17 protein-coding genes are annotated in these 15108 nt (G+C 74.5%); 7 read left to right on the top strand and 10 right to left on the bottom strand.

Features of this window, described 5'->3' with window-relative positions:
• Positions 1 to 85: 85 nt before the first annotated feature.
• From ACI79U_RS01805 to fabG, 3 genes are read right to left on the bottom strand one after another with little or no spacing between them, the layout of a single operon-like run.
• Positions 86 to 1255 (bottom strand): ferrochelatase, encoded by a 1170-nt coding sequence (locus tag ACI79U_RS01805; RefSeq protein WP_457064485.1) that lies wholly within the window; start codon positions 1253 to 1255, stop codon positions 86 to 88.
• Entirely contained in the window at positions 1248 to 2027 is a 780-nt protein-coding gene (fabI, locus tag ACI79U_RS01800) for an enoyl-ACP reductase FabI (RefSeq protein ID WP_457064483.1), read from the bottom strand. Before fabI ends, ACI79U_RS01805 begins: the two co-directional genes overlap by 8 nt.
• A gap of 2 nt (positions 2028 to 2029) precedes the next feature.
• Entirely contained in the window at positions 2030 to 2734 is a 705-nt protein-coding gene (gene fabG / locus ACI79U_RS01795; RefSeq protein ID WP_457064481.1) for a 3-oxoacyl-ACP reductase FabG, read from the bottom strand.
• A gap of 150 nt (positions 2735 to 2884) precedes the next feature.
• On the opposite strand from fabG, the gene ACI79U_RS01790 reads away from it, so the two are divergent.
• From ACI79U_RS01790 to ACI79U_RS01770, 5 genes are all read left to right on the top strand, one after another.
• Positions 2885 to 3796 (top strand): alpha/beta fold hydrolase, encoded by a 912-nt coding sequence (locus ACI79U_RS01790; RefSeq protein WP_457072625.1) that lies wholly within the window; start codon positions 2885 to 2887, stop codon positions 3794 to 3796.
• Between the two features lie 47 nt (positions 3797 to 3843).
• A complete protein-coding gene (locus ACI79U_RS01785; protein ID WP_457064477.1) occupies positions 3844 to 4122 on the top strand; it encodes a hypothetical protein in 279 nt (92 codons plus the stop codon).
• 104 nt (positions 4123 to 4226) lie between these two features.
• On the top strand, positions 4227 to 4685 hold the full coding sequence (locus ACI79U_RS01780; protein WP_457064475.1) for a nuclear transport factor 2 family protein: 459 nt from the start codon (positions 4227 to 4229) through the stop codon (positions 4683 to 4685).
• 44 nt (positions 4686 to 4729) lie between these two features.
• Positions 4730 to 5125, top strand: coding sequence for a DUF1622 domain-containing protein (locus ACI79U_RS01775; RefSeq protein ID WP_457064473.1), 396 nt, complete (start codon positions 4730 to 4732; stop codon positions 5123 to 5125).
• Complete coding sequence (locus ACI79U_RS01770) at positions 5122 to 5454, top strand: hypothetical protein (RefSeq protein WP_457064471.1); 333 nt, start codon at positions 5122 to 5124, stop codon at positions 5452 to 5454. Before ACI79U_RS01775 ends, ACI79U_RS01770 begins: the two co-directional genes overlap by 4 nt.
• Positions 5455 to 5583: 129 nt before the next feature.
• Here ACI79U_RS01770 and ACI79U_RS01765 read toward each other — a convergent pair whose 3' ends face one another.
• The 3 genes from ACI79U_RS01765 to ACI79U_RS01755 are packed head-to-tail and all read right to left on the bottom strand — an operon-like array spanning position 5584 to position 7991.
• Positions 5584 to 6255, bottom strand: coding sequence for a dienelactone hydrolase family protein (locus ACI79U_RS01765; protein WP_457064469.1), 672 nt, complete (start codon positions 6253 to 6255; stop codon positions 5584 to 5586).
• Positions 6245 to 7546 (bottom strand): erythromycin esterase family protein, encoded by a 1302-nt coding sequence (locus tag ACI79U_RS01760; protein ID WP_457064467.1) that lies wholly within the window; start codon positions 7544 to 7546, stop codon positions 6245 to 6247. Before ACI79U_RS01760 ends, ACI79U_RS01765 begins: the two co-directional genes overlap by 11 nt.
• A gap of 58 nt (positions 7547 to 7604) precedes the next feature.
• Positions 7605 to 7991 (bottom strand): DUF2267 domain-containing protein, encoded by a 387-nt coding sequence (locus tag ACI79U_RS01755; protein WP_457064465.1) that lies wholly within the window; start codon positions 7989 to 7991, stop codon positions 7605 to 7607.
• Positions 7992 to 8171: 180 nt separating this feature from the next.
• Between ACI79U_RS01755 and ACI79U_RS01750 the strand changes: the two genes are divergently transcribed.
• Positions 8172 to 8834, top strand: a complete 663-nt coding sequence (locus tag ACI79U_RS01750; protein WP_457064463.1) for a phosphoribosyltransferase — start codon at positions 8172 to 8174, stop codon at positions 8832 to 8834.
• A gap of 157 nt (positions 8835 to 8991) precedes the next feature.
• Here ACI79U_RS01750 and ACI79U_RS01745 read toward each other — a convergent pair whose 3' ends face one another.
• The 4 genes from ACI79U_RS01745 to ACI79U_RS01730 all read right to left on the bottom strand — a co-directional run bounded on the left by ACI79U_RS01745 (position 8992) and on the right by ACI79U_RS01730 (position 12610).
• On the bottom strand, positions 8992 to 9180 hold the full coding sequence (locus ACI79U_RS01745) for a hypothetical protein (RefSeq protein ID WP_457064461.1): 189 nt from the start codon (positions 9178 to 9180) through the stop codon (positions 8992 to 8994).
• Positions 9181 to 9242: 62 nt separating this feature from the next.
• On the bottom strand, positions 9243 to 11693 hold the full coding sequence (locus ACI79U_RS01740; RefSeq protein ID WP_457064459.1) for an ATP-binding cassette domain-containing protein: 2451 nt from the start codon (positions 11691 to 11693) through the stop codon (positions 9243 to 9245).
• Positions 11694 to 11729: 36 nt separating this feature from the next.
• Positions 11730 to 12155: a VOC family protein gene (locus ACI79U_RS01735; RefSeq protein ID WP_457064457.1), complete on the bottom strand. Its 426-nt coding sequence runs from the start codon at positions 12153 to 12155 to the stop codon at positions 11730 to 11732.
• Between the two features lie 5 nt (positions 12156 to 12160).
• Complete coding sequence (locus ACI79U_RS01730; protein WP_457064455.1) at positions 12161 to 12610, bottom strand: helix-turn-helix transcriptional regulator; 450 nt, start codon at positions 12608 to 12610, stop codon at positions 12161 to 12163.
• 179 nt (positions 12611 to 12789) lie between these two features.
• Here ACI79U_RS01730 and ACI79U_RS01725 point away from each other — a divergent pair, with 179 nt between their 5' ends.
• Positions 12790 to 14985 (top strand): diguanylate cyclase domain-containing protein, encoded by a 2196-nt coding sequence (locus ACI79U_RS01725; protein WP_457064453.1) that lies wholly within the window; start codon positions 12790 to 12792, stop codon positions 14983 to 14985.
• Positions 14986 to 15108 lie beyond the last annotated feature (123 nt).

Here is a 15108-nt window from a genome sequence, read left to right as displayed (position 1 = left end):
CCCACCGGTTGATCATCGGCGAACGGTTGCCCGGCACGCCGGTCGGGACAGCCGTTCGCCGATGATCAACTGCGGGAACAGCGTGTCAGGCTGCCGGGCGGGCGGGGCGCTGCACGAAGCAGCAGGACGCCGGGCAGTTGGTGCCCAGGCGGGGCTCGCCACCGGCGCGGCGCTCCTCGAGCAGCTGGCGCAGCGACCGGACGAACGCCTCGTGCGTGCCCGCCGTCGCGGCCCGGGCGAAGGCGAGGCCGAGCTCCTCGGCGGTCTCCTTCGCCTCGTTGTCCAGGTCCCAGATGACCTCGAGGTGGTCGCTGATGAACCCGACCGGGAAGACGACGACGGCCTGCTCCCCGTTCTCCGCCAGCGCCCGCAGGTGGTCGTTGACGTCGGGCTCCAGCCACGGCACCGAGGGCGGGCCGCTGCGGCTCTGCCAGACCAGGTCGAAGTCGCGGCCGGGCGCGGCGGCCGCGACGACCAGCTCGGCGGCGCGCTGCAGCTCGGCCTCGTAGGCGTGGCCCCGGGGCCCGGCGACGTCGGCCATCGCGTTCGGGATGCTGTGCGCGGTGGCGACCAACCGGGCGCCGTCGCGCAGGTCGGCCGGCAGCTGCGCCAGGGCGGCGGTCAGCGCGTCGGCGTTGGCCTGCACGAAGCCCGGGGCGTCGAAGTAGTGCGGCAGCTTCTCCGCGGTGGGGCCGGCCGGCGCGGCCGGGTCGGACTCCAGCGCGACCCGGGCCCGGGCGACGTCCTCGTGGTACTGCCGGCAGCCGGAGAACGAGGCGTACGCCGAGGTGGCGAGCACGTAGGCGTGCTCGACGCCGTCGGTGGCCATCTGCCGCCAGGCGTCCTCGACGTAGGGCGCCCAGTTGCGGTTGCCCCAGTACACCGGCAGGTCGATGCCCGCCGTCTCCAGCTCGGCCTCCAGGGCCGCGATCAGCGCCTCGTTCTGGTCGTTGATCGGGCTGACGCCGCCGAAGTGGTGGTAGTGCTCGGCGACGGCCTCCAGCCGCTCGCGGGGGATGCCGCGACCGCGGGTCACGTTCTCCAGGAACGGCATCACGTCCGCCGGCCCCTCCGGGCCGCCGAAGCCGAGCACCAGCAGCGCCTCGCGGCGGCCGGCCGGCGCGGGGGTGGCCGACGGGGCGACCCCGCCGTTGTTGCGCACGGCGAGCGAGGGCTCCTCGTCGGGCTGCTGGCCGGCCGGGGTGATCGACGCCCCCTCCGGCATCGGGTGCGCCGGGCGGGAGAGGTCAGACACCGACGGCATGGAACCCGCCGTCCACGTGCACGATCTCCCCGGTGGTGGCGGGGAACCAGTCCGACAGCAGGGCGGCGACGGCCTTGCCCGCGGGGTCGGTGTCGGTGACCGACCAGCCCAGCGGGGCGCGCTGCTCCCACGCCTCCTCGAACTGGTTGCTGCCGGGGATCGACTTCATCGCCATGGTGCGCAGCGGGCCGGCGGCGACCAGGTTCACCCGCACGCCCTCGGGCCCGAGCTCGCGGGCCAGGTACCGGGAGGTCGACTCCAGCGCGGCCTTGGCCGCCCCCATCCAGCCGTAGACCGGCCAGGCGACGGTCGCGTCGAAGGTGAGGCCGACGACGGAGGCCGACTCACCGAACAGCGGCCGGCAGGCCTGGGTCAGCGACGCCAGCGACCAGGCCGAGACCTGGAAGGCGGTGGCGGCGTGCTCCCAGCCGACCTCCGGGAAGCCCTCCCCCATCGCCTCCTGGGGCGCGAACCCGATCGAGTGGACGACGCCGTCCAGCCGCGCGTCGTCACCCCCGAGGTGCTCGCGCAGCCGGTCGGCCAGCGTCGACAGGTGCTCGGTGTCCGTCACGTCCAGCTCGACCACCGGCGCCTCCTGCGGAAGCCGCTTGGCGATCCGCTGGCAGAGCGAGAACGCCCGGCCGAAGTTCGACAGGACGACGGTGGCGCCCTGCTCCTGCGCGATCCGCGCCGCGGAGAAGGCGATCGACGCCTCCGTCAGCACGCCGGCGATCAGGATCTTCTTGCCGTCAAGGATCCCCATGGTCAGTGCCCCATCCCCAGTCCGCCGTCGACCGGGACGACCGCCCCGGTGATGTACCCCGCCTGCTCGCTCGCCAGGAACCGCACGACGCCGGCGATCTCGTCGGCCTGCGCGTAGCGGCCCAGCGGCACCTGCCCGAGGATCTCCTGCTGCCGCTGCTCGGGCAGCTCCGCGGTCATGTCGGTGGCGACGAAGCCCGGCGCCACGACGTTCGCGGTGATGTTGCGGCTGCCCAGCTCGCGGGCGATCGAGCGGGCCAGCCCGACCAGCCCGGACTTGCTCGCCGCGTAGTTCACCTGCCCGGCGGAGCCGGACAGGCCCACCACCGAGCTGATGAAGACCATCCGGCCGGCGCGGGCCCGCACCATCTTCGACGCCGCCCGCTTGGCCACCCGGTAGGCCGCGGTCAGGTTCGCGTCGACGACGTCGGTGAACTGCTCCTCGCCCATCCGCAGCAGCAGCCCGTCGCGGGTGATGCCGGCGTTGCTGACCAGCACCTCGACCGCGCCCTGGTGCTCCTCGACCTCGGTGAACGCCCGGTCGACCGCCGCGGCGTCGGTGACGTCGCACTGCACGCCGAACAGCCCGTCGGGTGCGCCGCTGCCCCGGTGGGTGATCGCCACCGAGTCGCCCTGCTCGGCGAAGGAACGGGCGATGGCCAGCCCGATCCCCCGGTTGCCGCCGGTCACCAGCACCGACCTGCCCACTTGACCCACCTCGCCGATCGCTGCCTGGACTGCGTTGCGTCGGGCTCAACCTAGTAGGTGGGCGGAGGCCGGCTCTGCGGGGCGTCCACCGGCGGACCGGGGCTCCGGTCCCGAGGATTGACCGCCTGCGGCAACGGGCACAGAGCGCGGATGCCCTCCGAGGAGACCTGCATGCCCGACGTCGTCTCCACCGACGGCACCCGTCTGGCACTGACCACCTGGGGGCCTCCGGAGGCTCCCCTGGTGGTCCTGGTGCACGGGATGGGGATGTCGACCAGCTCCTGGGGTGACGTGCCCGGGCGGCTGGCCGGCTCCTGCCGGGTCGTCGCCTACGACCTGCGCGGGCACGGCGACAGCGGGGCGGCCCGCGGCGGGTCCTACTCGCTGGCCACCCACGCCGCCGACCTGGGCGCCGTCCTGGACCAGGTCCGGTCCGACGGCGAGCGGGCCACCGCCCTGGTGCACAGCCTCGGCGGCGCGATCCTGCTGGAGCACGTCGCCACCACCGGGGACGACGAGCTGTCCGGCATCGTCTTCGCCGGGTCGGGGGGCTCCGCCGTCACCCTGCCGGGGCTCCCGGACGGCAGCGCACCCGCCCCGCTGGCCGGGGTGGTGCGGGGGCTCTGGTTGGCCGTCGTGGTGGCGGCCATCGGCCTGGGCCACGCGCTGCGTCCGTGGCGCTGGCTCACCGCCCGGCTGACCCGCTGGTACGCCTTCGCCCCGGGCGCCCCGGAACACCTGGTGGCCCGGGTGCGGGAGGACTTCCTGCGCACCCGCGGACGGGCACTGGCGCGGACCGCGCTGGCCAGCCTGAGCCACGACGGTCAGCAGCTGGCCCCCGCGGTCACGGTGCCGGTGACGGTGGTGCACGGATCCGACGACAGCGAGGTCTCCGGCCCCGACGCGGAACGCCTGGTCGAGCGGATCGCCCGGGCCGAGCTGGTGGAGGTCCCCGACGGTGGGCACATGCTGCCGCTGACCCACCCGGACGTCGTCGTCGACGCGGTGCTGGCCATGGTCCAGCGCACCGGTGACGCCGACCGCCCCCGCGCCAGCGCGTGAGCGGGCCCGCCGCCGGAGGCGCGGCCGAGACCCCGGGCGTGCGGGGCGTGGTGCGCCTGCTGAACACCTCCGGCGGGCGGCTGCTGTGCCTGGCCGGGCAGGTCGACGTGGCGGCCGTGGCGGCCTTCGTCGCCCGGTACGGACGGGAGCCGGTGCGGGTGGACGCCATCGACGTCGGCTCGGTGACGGCGCTGTCGCCGTCCGGGCTGGAGCTGCTGCTGGACCACCTGGCGGTCGCCGAGCTGGCCGGGCGTCGCGTCCGGCTGCGCGGCTCACCGCCGGTCGACCGGGCGCTGACCGCCGCCGGGGACCCCGACGGCTGGTGACCGGCTGCGCCGTCGGCCACGATGGGCCGAGCCGCCACCGAGCCGACCCACCACCGAGCGGACCCACCACCGAGCCGACCCACCACCGACCTGCTGGAGCCCCCGTGACCGATCGCCCACCGCTGCCGCCGTTCACCCGGGAGACCGCGTCGCAGAAGGTGCAGGCCGCCGAGGACGCGTGGAACTCCCGGGACCCGGAGCGGGTGTCGCTGGCCTACACCGAGGACTCGCAGTGGCGGAACCGGGACACGTTCCTGTCCGGTCGCGCCGAGATCGTCGACTTCCTCACCGCCAAGTGGGAGCGCGAGCTCGACTACGTGCTGCGCAAGTCGCTGTGGGCGTTCACCGACGACCGGATCGCCGTCCGCTTCCAGTACGAGTGGCACGACACGTCCGGGCAGTGGTGGCGCAGCCACGGCAACGAGAACTGGGAGTTCGACGCGCACGGGCTGATGCGCCGCCGCGAGGCGAGCATCAACGACGTGGCGATCGACGCCGCGGACCGTCGCTGGACCGGCCCCCGCGGCGAGGCCGAGCGCGGGGTGGAGATCCCGCTGCGCTGACCGGGGCCCGGCGTGCGCGTCGGCCACCCGGGTAGGGGCGCTGCGTGGAAGAGCTGCTCGCGGACGCCGTCAACCTGCTCGTCGTCATCGTCGAGGCGTGCGCCGTCGTCGTCATCATCATCGGCGCCCTGTGGGCCTTCGCCCGCTTCCTCTGGGTCGCGCTGCGGGACCGCGACGACCGTGCCTTCGTCCCCGTCCGGCTCACCCTGGGCCGCTTCCTCGCCCTGGGCCTGGAGTTCCAGCTGGCCAGCGACGTGCTGCGGACGGCGGTCGCGCCGAGCTTCGAGGAGCTCGGGAAGCTGGCCGCCGTCGCGGCGATCCGGACCGCGCTGAACTGGTTCCTCGGCCGGGAGATCGCCGAGGAACGACGCCAGGTCGCCGAGCGGGACCGGGAGCAGGCGGACTCCGGCGACGGCGATCGGCGGGAGCGCACCACGTGACGGTCGACGCGGTCACCGGGCTGGGGCCGCAGCTGCTCTCCGCGTTCGCCCTCGTCGCCGGGGCGCTCACCCTCGCCAGCACCCGCCGTCCGGCGCTGGCGCTGGGGGTGCTGCTCGACCTGCTGCTGGCCGCCGGCCTGCTCCGGCTGGCCGGGGAGCCGGACTGGCAGGGCATCGCCACCACCGCGGTGATCGTGCTGCTCCGCCACCTCGCCGGCGCCGGGCTGCGGCTCGGCGCGCGGTCCTGGACGCGGGGGGAAGCCCGGCCACCCCGGACGTCGGCACCGGACCGCCTGGCCCGGCTGCTCCGGCCCACCTGGCGGCCCTGACGCGAGGGCCGGGAGGCAGCATGGCCGCCCACGCCGGGGAGAAGGCGCAGCAGGCCGGGGACGCCGCCCCACCAGCTGACCCCGAGCCGACGGCGGGCCGACGCGCCGCCCCGACCGGCCCCAGCCGGCTCAGGGCGGGCCGGCCGGCGTCCCCGGCACCCAGCGGCGCAGCCAGGCGATCGAACGCTCGACCACCTGCTCGAGGGCGCCGGGCTCCGGGAACAGGTGGGTCGCCCCGGGGACCACGCTGACCTCGTGCTCGCCCGCCAGCTGCCCGGCGGCGTCCCGGTTCAGCGCGAGCACTTGCTCATCGGCGGCGCCGACCAGCAGCAGCGTCGGCGCCCGCACCCGGCCGAGCGCGGCGCCGGCGAGGTCGGGGCGCCCGCCCCGCGAGATCACCGCCCGGACCCGGTCCGGCCGGTCGGCCGCGGTGATCAGCGCGGCCGCCGCCCCGGTGCTGGCGCCGAAGGTCGCCACCGGCAGGGATGCGGTGCCCTCCTCCTCGCCGAGCCGGTCAGCGGCGGCGGTGAGCCGCGCGGCGAGCAGCGGGATGTCGAAGCGGTGCTGGCGGGTCCGTTCGTCGACCCGTTCCTCGTCCTCGGTGAGCAGGTCGAGCAGCAGGGTGCCGAAGCCCGCCGCCTGCAGCGCCTGGGCGACCTGCCGGTTGCGCGGGCTGTGCCGGCTGCTGCCGCTGCCGTGCGCGAACAGCACCACGCCCTGCGCCGCGGCCGGGACGACCAGGTCCCCGGTCAGCGACCCCCCGTCGACGGTCAGCTGCACGGTGCGGCGGTCAGACGGCATCGGGCCAGGTCTCCTGCTCGCCGCTCATGGGCCGGGCGTCCCGCAGCGGCGTCACCGCCCGCGACTCGTCGAACCAGCAGAACGCGTCGTAGCGGCGGCCCAGCACCGTCGGCACGTAGTTGCCCCAGCGCTCGGCACCGGGGTGGTAGACCACGCCGACCGCACGGTGGGCGCGCTCCTCGGCCAGCCACCCGGGCAGCTCGGGCGGGACGACGAACAGCGCGCTGTTCGCCGCCAGGGTGTCGTGCAGCAGGGCCTCCACGCTGCCCCGCCGGGCCGGCGGCAGCGGCATCCGTTCCATCGGGGCACCCCACTCGTCGGCGGCCATGACGCTGCCGTGATGGCTGCCGAAGCCGACGATGACGACGTCGTCCTCGCCGTACCGCTCACGCACCAGCTGCCCGACGTTGACCATGCCGGCGTCGGCCATGTCGGTGTACCGGGCGTCCCCGACGTGGGTGTTGTGCTCCCACACCACTGCGCGGGAGCCGGGGCCGTGGTGCTCCAGCAGCCGGTCGAGGGTGTCGGCCATGTGGATGTCGCGCACGTTCCAGGACGTCGGTCCGCCGCGGACCATCTCCCGGTAGTAGGCCTCCGCGCCGGCCGCTGCCCGGGCGTTCTGCTCGGCGTCGAAGGCGGCGTCCCGGTCCCACCGTCCGTCGGTGGCCGTGCGGGCGCGGAGGTCGGCGAGCAGGGCCACCACCTGGTCCTCGCAGCTGGTCGGGACCAGCCGGGTGGCCCGCGCGTAGGCCTGCGGGTCCTCGGCGTAGGGCTCGAAGCACCGGAAGGCAGCCAGCGCCGTCGCCACGTGCTCGGGGTCGTGCTCCCGGAGGTGGTCCAGCACCGCCTGCAGGGACTCCCAGAGGCTGTAGACGTCGAGTCCGTGGAAGCCGACCCGATCGGCCGGCCGCCGGTCGGCGTTGTGCCCGCGCAGCCAGCGGGTCAGGTCGGCGACCTCCTCGTTGGCCCACATCCAGGTCGGCCAGCGCGCGTAGCCCCGCAGCACCTCACGGGGGTCCTCCGGACCGGAGGCGAGCGTCACCGAGCAGTTCACCCGGTGGGAGTCCGGCCAGTCCCCCTCCACGGCGACGAAGGAGAAACCGGCCTCGGCGACCAGCCGGCGGGTCAGCTCCGTGCGCCACGCGTAGTACTCGTGGGTGCCGTGCGAGGCCTCCCCCAGCAGCACGATGCGGGCCGACCCGATCCGCTCGAGCAGCGGGTCCAGGTCGCCGGCATCGCGCAACGGCCGGGCCAGTTCCTGCACCTGTGGGTCGAACTCCACCCCGGTCATCCCGTCTCCTCTCCCCATGGGTGCGCGCGACCGGCCGGGGAGCCGGCCGCGCATCGGCTCAGTGCTGGACGTTCTCGGTGTGCAGCAGGTCCGCGTAGTCGTCCGGGAGCTGGGCCAGCAGGTGCTGGTACTCCGCACCCACGGCCTCCCGCAGGGCGGCAGTCACCGCCCGGGCGTGCTGCCGGGCCTGCTCCGGGGTGCACCCGCGGCCCTCCTGGTCGGCGACCCGGCGGTAGAACTCCGGCAGGTCGAACCGCTCGGCCTCCCCGCCGTCCGGCAGGCACCGCGCGAACTCCGCGGGCAGCTGGGCGGCCAGGTCCCCGGCCTCGGTGGACAGTCGCTGCCCGAGGACCGTCAGGGTGGCCGCGACCGCCTGGTGCGCGTGCTCGGACGTGTCGATCCCTGCCGACTGCTGGACTGCGGACGTGATCTCGTGGGCCTGCATGGCAGCCCTCTCCGTCGTGGCCCCGGGGCGGGCAGACCACCTCCGGGACGAGCGGCCGGGCGCCTCGGCTCGGCGGCCACGGCGTGGTGCCCCTACCCGGCACGCCGCCGGCGATGCCCCGTCGCGCAGAACGGGTAGGGGCAGCGGACCGATCGACGGGACCACGACCGAGGAGGACCGATGTCCACGACCACGAAGCCGTTCGCCGACCGCGCCGAGGCGGGCCGCGCCCTCGCTGCTCGCCTCGCCGAGCACGCCGATCCTGAGCTCGTGGTGCTCGGCCTGCCGCGGGGTGGGGTGGTGGTCGCCGCAGAGGTCGCCCGCGCGCTCGGCGGCGCGCTGGACATCGTCGTCGTCCGCAAGATCGGGGTGCCCTGGCACCCGGAGTTCGCCATGGGCGCCATCGCGGCGGTCGACTCCGAGATCGAGACCGTGCGCGACGAGCGCGTCCTGGCGCACGTGGACGTCGACGAGGAGACCTTCGGCAGCGCCCGGGAACGGGAGGTCGTCGAGCTCCGCCGCCGGGAGGCCGCCTACCGGCAGGGCCGCCCGGTCACCCCGCTGACCGGCCGGCCGGTGATCGTGGTGGACGACGGGCTCGCCACCGGGTCCACCATGCGGGCAGCTCTCAACGCGGTCCGCCGGCAGACACCCCGCCGGCTCACCGTGGCCGTCCCGGTGGCGTCGCCGAGGGTCTGCGGGCAGCTGGCCACCGAGGTCGACGAGGTCGTCTGCCTCTGGGCACCCGAGTCGTTCTCCGCCGTCGGCCAGGGCTACCTCGACTTCCGCTCCACCACCGACGACGAGGTCCGGGCGGCCCTGTCCCACTCCGCTGCCGGCTGACCCGCGGCGCCCCCACCGGCGGGAACCGTCCTCCCGGCCCGGGTGGGCGTCCTCCCGCGAGCGGGCCAAAACTGTCGTACCCCGTTCTGAGGCAACCCCGGTACGGGCCTCTGCCGCGCCCGCCTCGTCCACGTGCCTGGCAGCGCGGCCGGCGTGGCTACTCGTGCACCGCCCAGACCTCGGCCTCGCCGCGAGGGGTGTCCACGGTGCGCCGGGGAGCGACCCGCTCGTAGACGCCGAGCCACCGGGGCCCGTCGTAGACGAGCAGGGACGAGGCGAGGGCTTCCTCGGGCAGGTCGTCGACCTGGCCGTCGCGGGGACCACCGACATGCAGGATCAACGGCATCGGGCGAGTCTAGTCCGCACGGTTTACGGCGTAAACCGCCTGGTCGCGGCGCCGCCCGCAGCTCAGCCGTTGACGTAGGCCGCCAGGTGCTCGCCGGTCAGGGTGGCCCGCGAGGCGACCAGATCGGCCGGCGTGCCCTCGAAGACCACCCGGCCGCCGTCGTGGCCGGCGCCGGGACCGAGGTCGATGATCCAGTCGGCGTGCGCCATCACCGCCTGGTGGTGCTCGATGACGACGACCGACGTCCCGCCGTCGACCAGCCGGTCGAGCAGCCCGAGCAGCTGCTCGACGTCGGCCAGGTGCAGCCCCGTGGTCGGCTCGTCCAGCACGAACACCCCGCCGTCGGAGCCCATCTGCGTGGCCAGCTTGAGCCGCTGGCGTTCACCACCGGAGAGCGTGGTGAGCGGCTGGCCGAGGGTGAGGTAACCGAGCCCGACGTCGGCCAGGTGGGTCAGGACCTTGTGCGCAGCCGGGGTGCGGGAGTCGCCGGCGCCGAAGAACTCCTCCGCCTCCGCCACCGACATCGCCAGCACCTCGCTGATGTCCCGCCCACCGAGCCGGTGCTCCAGCACCGCGGCCTGGAACCGCTTGCCCTCGCACTCCTCGCAGGGAGTGGCGACCCCGGCCATCGTCGCCAGGTCGGTGTAGATGACCCCGGCGCCCTTGCACGCCGGGCAGGCGCCCTCCGAGTTCGCGCTGAACAGCGCCGGCTTCACCCCGTTGGCCTTGGCGAACGCCTTGCGGATCGGGTCGAGCAGCCCGGTGTAGGTCGCCGGGTTGCTGCGGCGCGAGCCACGGATCGGGGTCTGGTCGACCGTCACCACGCCCTCCCGCCCCGACACCGAGCCGGAGACCAGCGAGCTCTTGCCGGACCCCGCGACGCCGGTGAGCACCACGAGCACGCCGAGCGGGATGTCGACGTCGACGTCGCGCAGGTTGTGCGTGCCGGCGCCCCGCACCTCCAGCGCACCCGAGGGCGTGCGCACCGCCGGCTTCACCGAGACCCGGTCGTCCAGGTGCCGCCCGGTGAGCGTGCCACTGGACCGCAGCTCTGCCACGGTGCCCTCGAAGCACACGGTTCCCCCGGCCGTCCCGGCGCCGGGGCCGAGGTCGACGACGTGGTCGGCGATCGCGATCGTCTCCGGCTTGTGCTCCACCACGAGCACGGTGTTGCCCTTGTCCCGCAGCCGCAGCAGCAGGTCGTTCATCCGCCCGATGTCGTGCGGGTGCAGGCCGATCGTCGGCTCGTCGAAGACGTAGGTGACGTCGGTCAGCGAGGAGCCGAGGTGGCGGATCATCTTGGTGCGCTGCGCCTCACCGCCGGACAGCGTGCCCGCGGGCCGGTCCAGGCTGAGGTAGCCCAGGCCGATCTCCACGAACGCGTCGAGGGTCTCCCCCAGCCCGCCCAGCAACGGCGCCACCGACGGCTCGTCGATCCCGCGCACCCATCCGGCGAGGTCGCTGATCTGCATCGCGCAGACCTCGGCGATGTTCTTCCCCCGGATGCGCGAGGACCGCGCCTCCGCGCTGAGCCGGGTGCCCTCGCAGTCCGGGCAGGTGGTGAACACGACCGCCCGGTCCACGAACGCCCGGACGTGCGGCTGCATCGCCTCCCGGTCCTTGGCCAGCATCGACTTCTGGATCTTCGGGATCAGCCCCTCGTAGGTCAGGTTGATCCCGTCGACCTTGATCTTCGTCGGCTCCCTGTGCAGCAGGTCGTGCAGCTCGGTGTCGGTGAACTCGCGGATCGGCTTGTCCGGGTCGAAGAAGCCGCAGCCGCTGTAGATGCGGCCGTACCAGCCGTCGGCGCTGTACCCGGGGACGGTGAACGGGCCCTCGTTGAGCGACTTGCTGTCGTCGTAGAGCTGGCTGACGTCGATGTCGTTGACCCGGCCCATGCCCTCGCAGCGGGGACACATCCCACCGGTGATGCTGAACTCGCGGCGCTCCTTCACCGTCCTGCCGCCCTGCTCGAAGGTGACCGCGCCCGCGCCGCTGATCGAGGCGACGTTGAAGGAGAATGCCTGCGGCGAGCCGATGTGCGGCTGCCCGAGCCGGCTGAACAGGATGCGCAGCAAGGCGTTGGCGTCGGTGGCGGTGCCCACCGTGGAGCGGGGGTTGGCGCCCATCCGCTCCTGGTCGACGATGATCGCCGTGGTCAGCCCGTCGAGCAGGTCGACCTCCGGCCGGGCCAGCGACGGCATGAACCCCTGGACGAACGAGCTGTAGGTCTCGTTGATCAGCCGCTGCGACTCCGCGGCGATCGTGCCGAACACCAACGAGCTCTTGCCCGAACCGGAGACGCCGGTGAACACGGTCAGCCGGCGCTTCGGGATCTCGACGCTGACGTCCTTGAGGTTGTTCTGCCGCGCGCCGATCACCCGGATCAGGTCGTGGCCGTCGGCCGCGTGCCGATCCGACGGCGGTGCGGCGGGGCTCGTGGTGGCGGGGCCGGTGGCCCTGCTCGTGGTGGCGGGGCTCGTGGTGGCGGGGCTCGTGGTGGCGGGGCTCATCGCACTCTCCCTCCGCCCGGGTGCACTGCCCCGGGTTCAGCTCAGCTGCTGGATGCGGATCAGGTTGCCCGCCGGGTCGCGGACGGCGCAGTCCCGCAGACCATAGGGCTGGTCGGTCGGCTCCTGGACCACCTCGACGCCGCCGCCGGCCAGCGCCGCGAAGGTGCCGTCGAGGTCGGGAGTGGCCAGGTTGACCCCGAAGAAGCTGCCCTTGGCCAGCAGCTCCTCGATGGTGCGGCGTTCGTCGTCGGTGAGGTCCGGGCCGGCCGACGGTGGGTGGAGCACGATCGCCGTGTCGGGCTGGCCGGGCGGGCCCACGGTGATCCAGCGCATGCCCTCGTAGCCGACGTCGAGGCGGACCTCGAATCCCAAGGTGTCGCGCCAGAAGAGCAGCGATGCCTCCGGGTCGGTGTGCGGCAGGAAGCTGGAGTGGATGGTGAGGTCCATGCCGGTGGTGTCCATGCCGGTCACGCTAGGGAGGGCCCGGTGACCGGTGCTTCTCGATTCCTGACCGGTCTGGTCACCTGCCTGGCCACGCACGGCGGCATCCCCTCCGTCGCACCGTCCGCCATCCGCCGGTAGACGCTCGGCGGCATGCCGACCAGCTCGGTGAACCGGGTGCTGAACGTGCCCAGCGACGAGCAGCCGACCGCGAAGCACACCTCCGTGACGCTCAGGTCGCCCCGGCGCAGCAGCGCCATCGCCCGCTCGATCCGCCGGGTCATCAGGTAGGCGTAGGGCGGCTCGCCGTAGGCGGCCCGGAACGCCCGGCTCAGGTGCCCCGCGGACATGTGCACGCCCCGGGCGAGCGCCGCGACGTCGAGGGGCTGCGCGTACTCCCGGTCGATCCGGTCGCGGACCCGACGCAGCCGGGCGAGGTCGCTGAGGCGCTGGTCCGCCGCGGCTCGGCTGCTCACCCGGGCGATCCTGCCGCAGCCGGCCCGCGGGTGGCAGCAGAACCGACGCCGCGCCCGACACCGGAGACCGTGGGACCCTCAAGCGCATGACCGCGCCGGAGCGCTCGGAGGGCTCGGAGCGCTCAGCGGGCTCCGAGGGCTCGGGGCGCTCAGCGGGCTCTGACGGCTCTGAGGGCTCGGTGCGCACGCTCTACCAGCCCATCGTCGACCTGGACGACGGCGCCCTGGTGGCCGTGGAGGCGCTCTCCCGCGGAGTGCCCGGCCCCCTGGAGGCGCCGACCGAGCTGTTCTCGGCGGCCGCGGCGGCCGGGACGACCGCCGCGCTCGACGGCGTGTGCCTGCGCGCCGCTCTCAGCGGGGTGGCCGGCGTCCCCGCGGTGACCACGCTGTTCGTCAACATCGAGCCGGCGACCCTGTCCATCCTCTCGCCCGCCGACCTCGCCGCCCTGGCCGACCTCACCCCGGACCCCGTCCAGATCGTGCTGGAGGTGACCGAACGGGACCTGCTGGAACGGCCCGCGGACCTCGTGCACGGTGTGCGGCTCGCCCGGGACATCGGCTGGCGGGTCGCGCTCGACGACGTCGGCGCCGAGCCGGCCGGGCTGGCGCTGGTGTCGTTCCTCAGGCCGGACGTGATCAAGCTGGACCTGAACCTGGTGCGGGGTCACACCACCCTGCAGGTCGCCGGGGTGGTCAACGCCGTGCGGGCCGAGGCCGAGCGCTCCGGCGCCCTGGTCCTGGCCGAGGGGATCGAGACCGAGCAGCACCTCGAACGTGCCCTGGCGATGGGCGCGCGACTGGGACAGGGCTGGATGTTCGGTCGCCCCGCGGCGTTGCTGCCCACCGGGATGCGCCCGCTGCGCCTCCGACCGGCGGGCCCCCGGGCGGATCCCGCGGTGGGCGGGGCGACGCCGACGCCGCACACGGTCCTGGCCGCGGCCACCGAACCGCAGCGCACCAGCGTGCCGCTGCTGGCGTCGATGACCCGGCAGCTCGAGCGGCAGGCCCTGCTGCTCGACGAGCAGACCGTCGTCCTCGCGAACTTCCAGCACGCGGCGGCCATGAGCGCGCGCACGCGCCGGCGCTACGAGACGCTCGGCAGCGTCACCGCGCTCACCGCGGTGACCGGGGTGGGCATGCCCCCGGAGCCGGCTCCGGGGGTGGCCGGCACCGCCCTGGACGCCGACGACCCGCTGGCCCGCGAGTGGGTGGTCACGGTGGTCAGCCCGCACTTCGCTGCCGCGCTGGCCGCCCGGGAGGTCCGCGTCGACGGCCGGGGGGACCGTGGCGCGCCAGGAGCCTGGGACCCGGGCGACCGTCGGCTGGACTACGTGCTCACCTACGACCGGCCGCGGGTGCTCGAGGCGGCCGGCCTGCTGCTGAGCAGGACGCGTCCCAGGACGACCGGCCCGGCCCCGGCGGCGGTTCCCGAGCCCCGCACCGCCGCCGAGGTCCGGCGCATCGCCGACGGCGACCTGCCGGACCTGATGCTCCGGGCCGTCGCCGTGGCGAGCAACGGCATCGTCATCGCCGACGCGCGCCTGCCCGACCACCCGCTGGTCTATGCGAACGCGGCGTTCCTGCGCATGACCGGCTACACCGAGGCCGAGGTCCTGGGCCGCAACTGCCGCTTCCTCCAGGGGCCGGACACCGACAGCAGCCAGGTCCAGCCGATCCGCCGGCGGATGCTCGCCGGCCGGGACGTGCACGCCGTGCTGCTCAACTACCGGCGCGACGGGTCCTCGTTCTGGAACGAGGTGCACATCAGTGCCCTGTGGAACGGGGACGAGATCACCCACTACATCGGCAGCCAGCTCGACGTCACCGCGCGCGTCGACCGGGAACGGCGGACGATGCACCTCGCCCACCACGACGAACTGACCGGGCTGCCCAACCGGTCGCACCTGCTCGAGCACCTGGACCTGGAGCTGCGGCGGGCGCAACGGGGCGGCACGAGCGTGGCCGCCGTGCTGATCGACCTGAACGGCTTCAAGGCCATCAACGACCGCTTCGGCCACGCGGTGGGCGACGCCGCGCTCGTCGGCGCGGCGAGCCGGCTCCGCGGGGCCATCCGCGCCGGCGACCTGCTGGGACGACTCGGTGGGGACGAGTTCCTCGTCGTCCTCGCCGGCCTGCCGCCGACCACCGGGGCCCCGCCGGGCACCCCGGGCACGAGCAGCGCCGAGGAGACCGTCCGCCGGGTCCAGGAGCACCTGCACACCGCCCTCGGCCAGCCGCTCGAGCTCGCCGGCGCCACCCTCCGGCTCAGCGGCACCTCCGGCGCCGCGTTCTTCCCCCGGGACGCCCACGACCCCGCGACGCTCATCGCCCGGGCGGACGCGGTCATGTACCTGGGCAAGCCCCGACCCGCCTGACCCGAGCGACCCCGGCACCACCACCTCATCCACCACCCGGCGCCCGGGGAGCTGCTAGGACCGAGGTGGCGGGATCGCCGTCTCACCGTGACCGCTGCCGGCCGCGCGCGTCCGCCGCCGGCC

The organism is Modestobacter sp. SYSU DS0904 (assembly GCF_054051115.1).
This window is presented reverse-complemented; position numbering and strand designations above follow the sequence as displayed.

Bases quoted from the DNA above. Each gene is read 5' to 3' on its own strand.
- fabI (WP_457064483.1), bottom strand. From the start codon at position 2,027: ATGGGGATCCTTGACGGCAAGAAGATCCTGATCGCCGGCGTGCTGACG.
- ACI79U_RS01790 (WP_457072625.1), top strand. From the start codon at position 2,885: ATGCCCTCCGAGGAGACCTGCATGCCCGACGTCGTCTCCACCGACGGC.
- ACI79U_RS01765 (WP_457064469.1), bottom strand. From the start codon at position 6,255: ATGCCGTCTGACCGCCGCACCGTGCAGCTGACCGTCGACGGGGGGTCG.
- ACI79U_RS01760 (WP_457064467.1), bottom strand. From the start codon at position 7,546: ATGACCGGGGTGGAGTTCGACCCACAGGTGCAGGAACTGGCCCGGCCG.
- ACI79U_RS01755 (WP_457064465.1), bottom strand. From the start codon at position 7,991: ATGCAGGCCCACGAGATCACGTCCGCAGTCCAGCAGTCGGCAGGGATC.
- ACI79U_RS01750 (WP_457064463.1), top strand. From the start codon at position 8,172: ATGTCCACGACCACGAAGCCGTTCGCCGACCGCGCCGAGGCGGGCCGC.
- ACI79U_RS01745 (WP_457064461.1), bottom strand. From the start codon at position 9,180: ATGCCGTTGATCCTGCATGTCGGTGGTCCCCGCGACGGCCAGGTCGAC.
- ACI79U_RS01740 (WP_457064459.1), bottom strand. From the start codon at position 11,693: ATGAGCCCCGCCACCACGAGCCCCGCCACCACGAGCCCCGCCACCACG.
- ACI79U_RS01735 (WP_457064457.1), bottom strand. From the start codon at position 12,155: ATGGACACCACCGGCATGGACCTCACCATCCACTCCAGCTTCCTGCCG.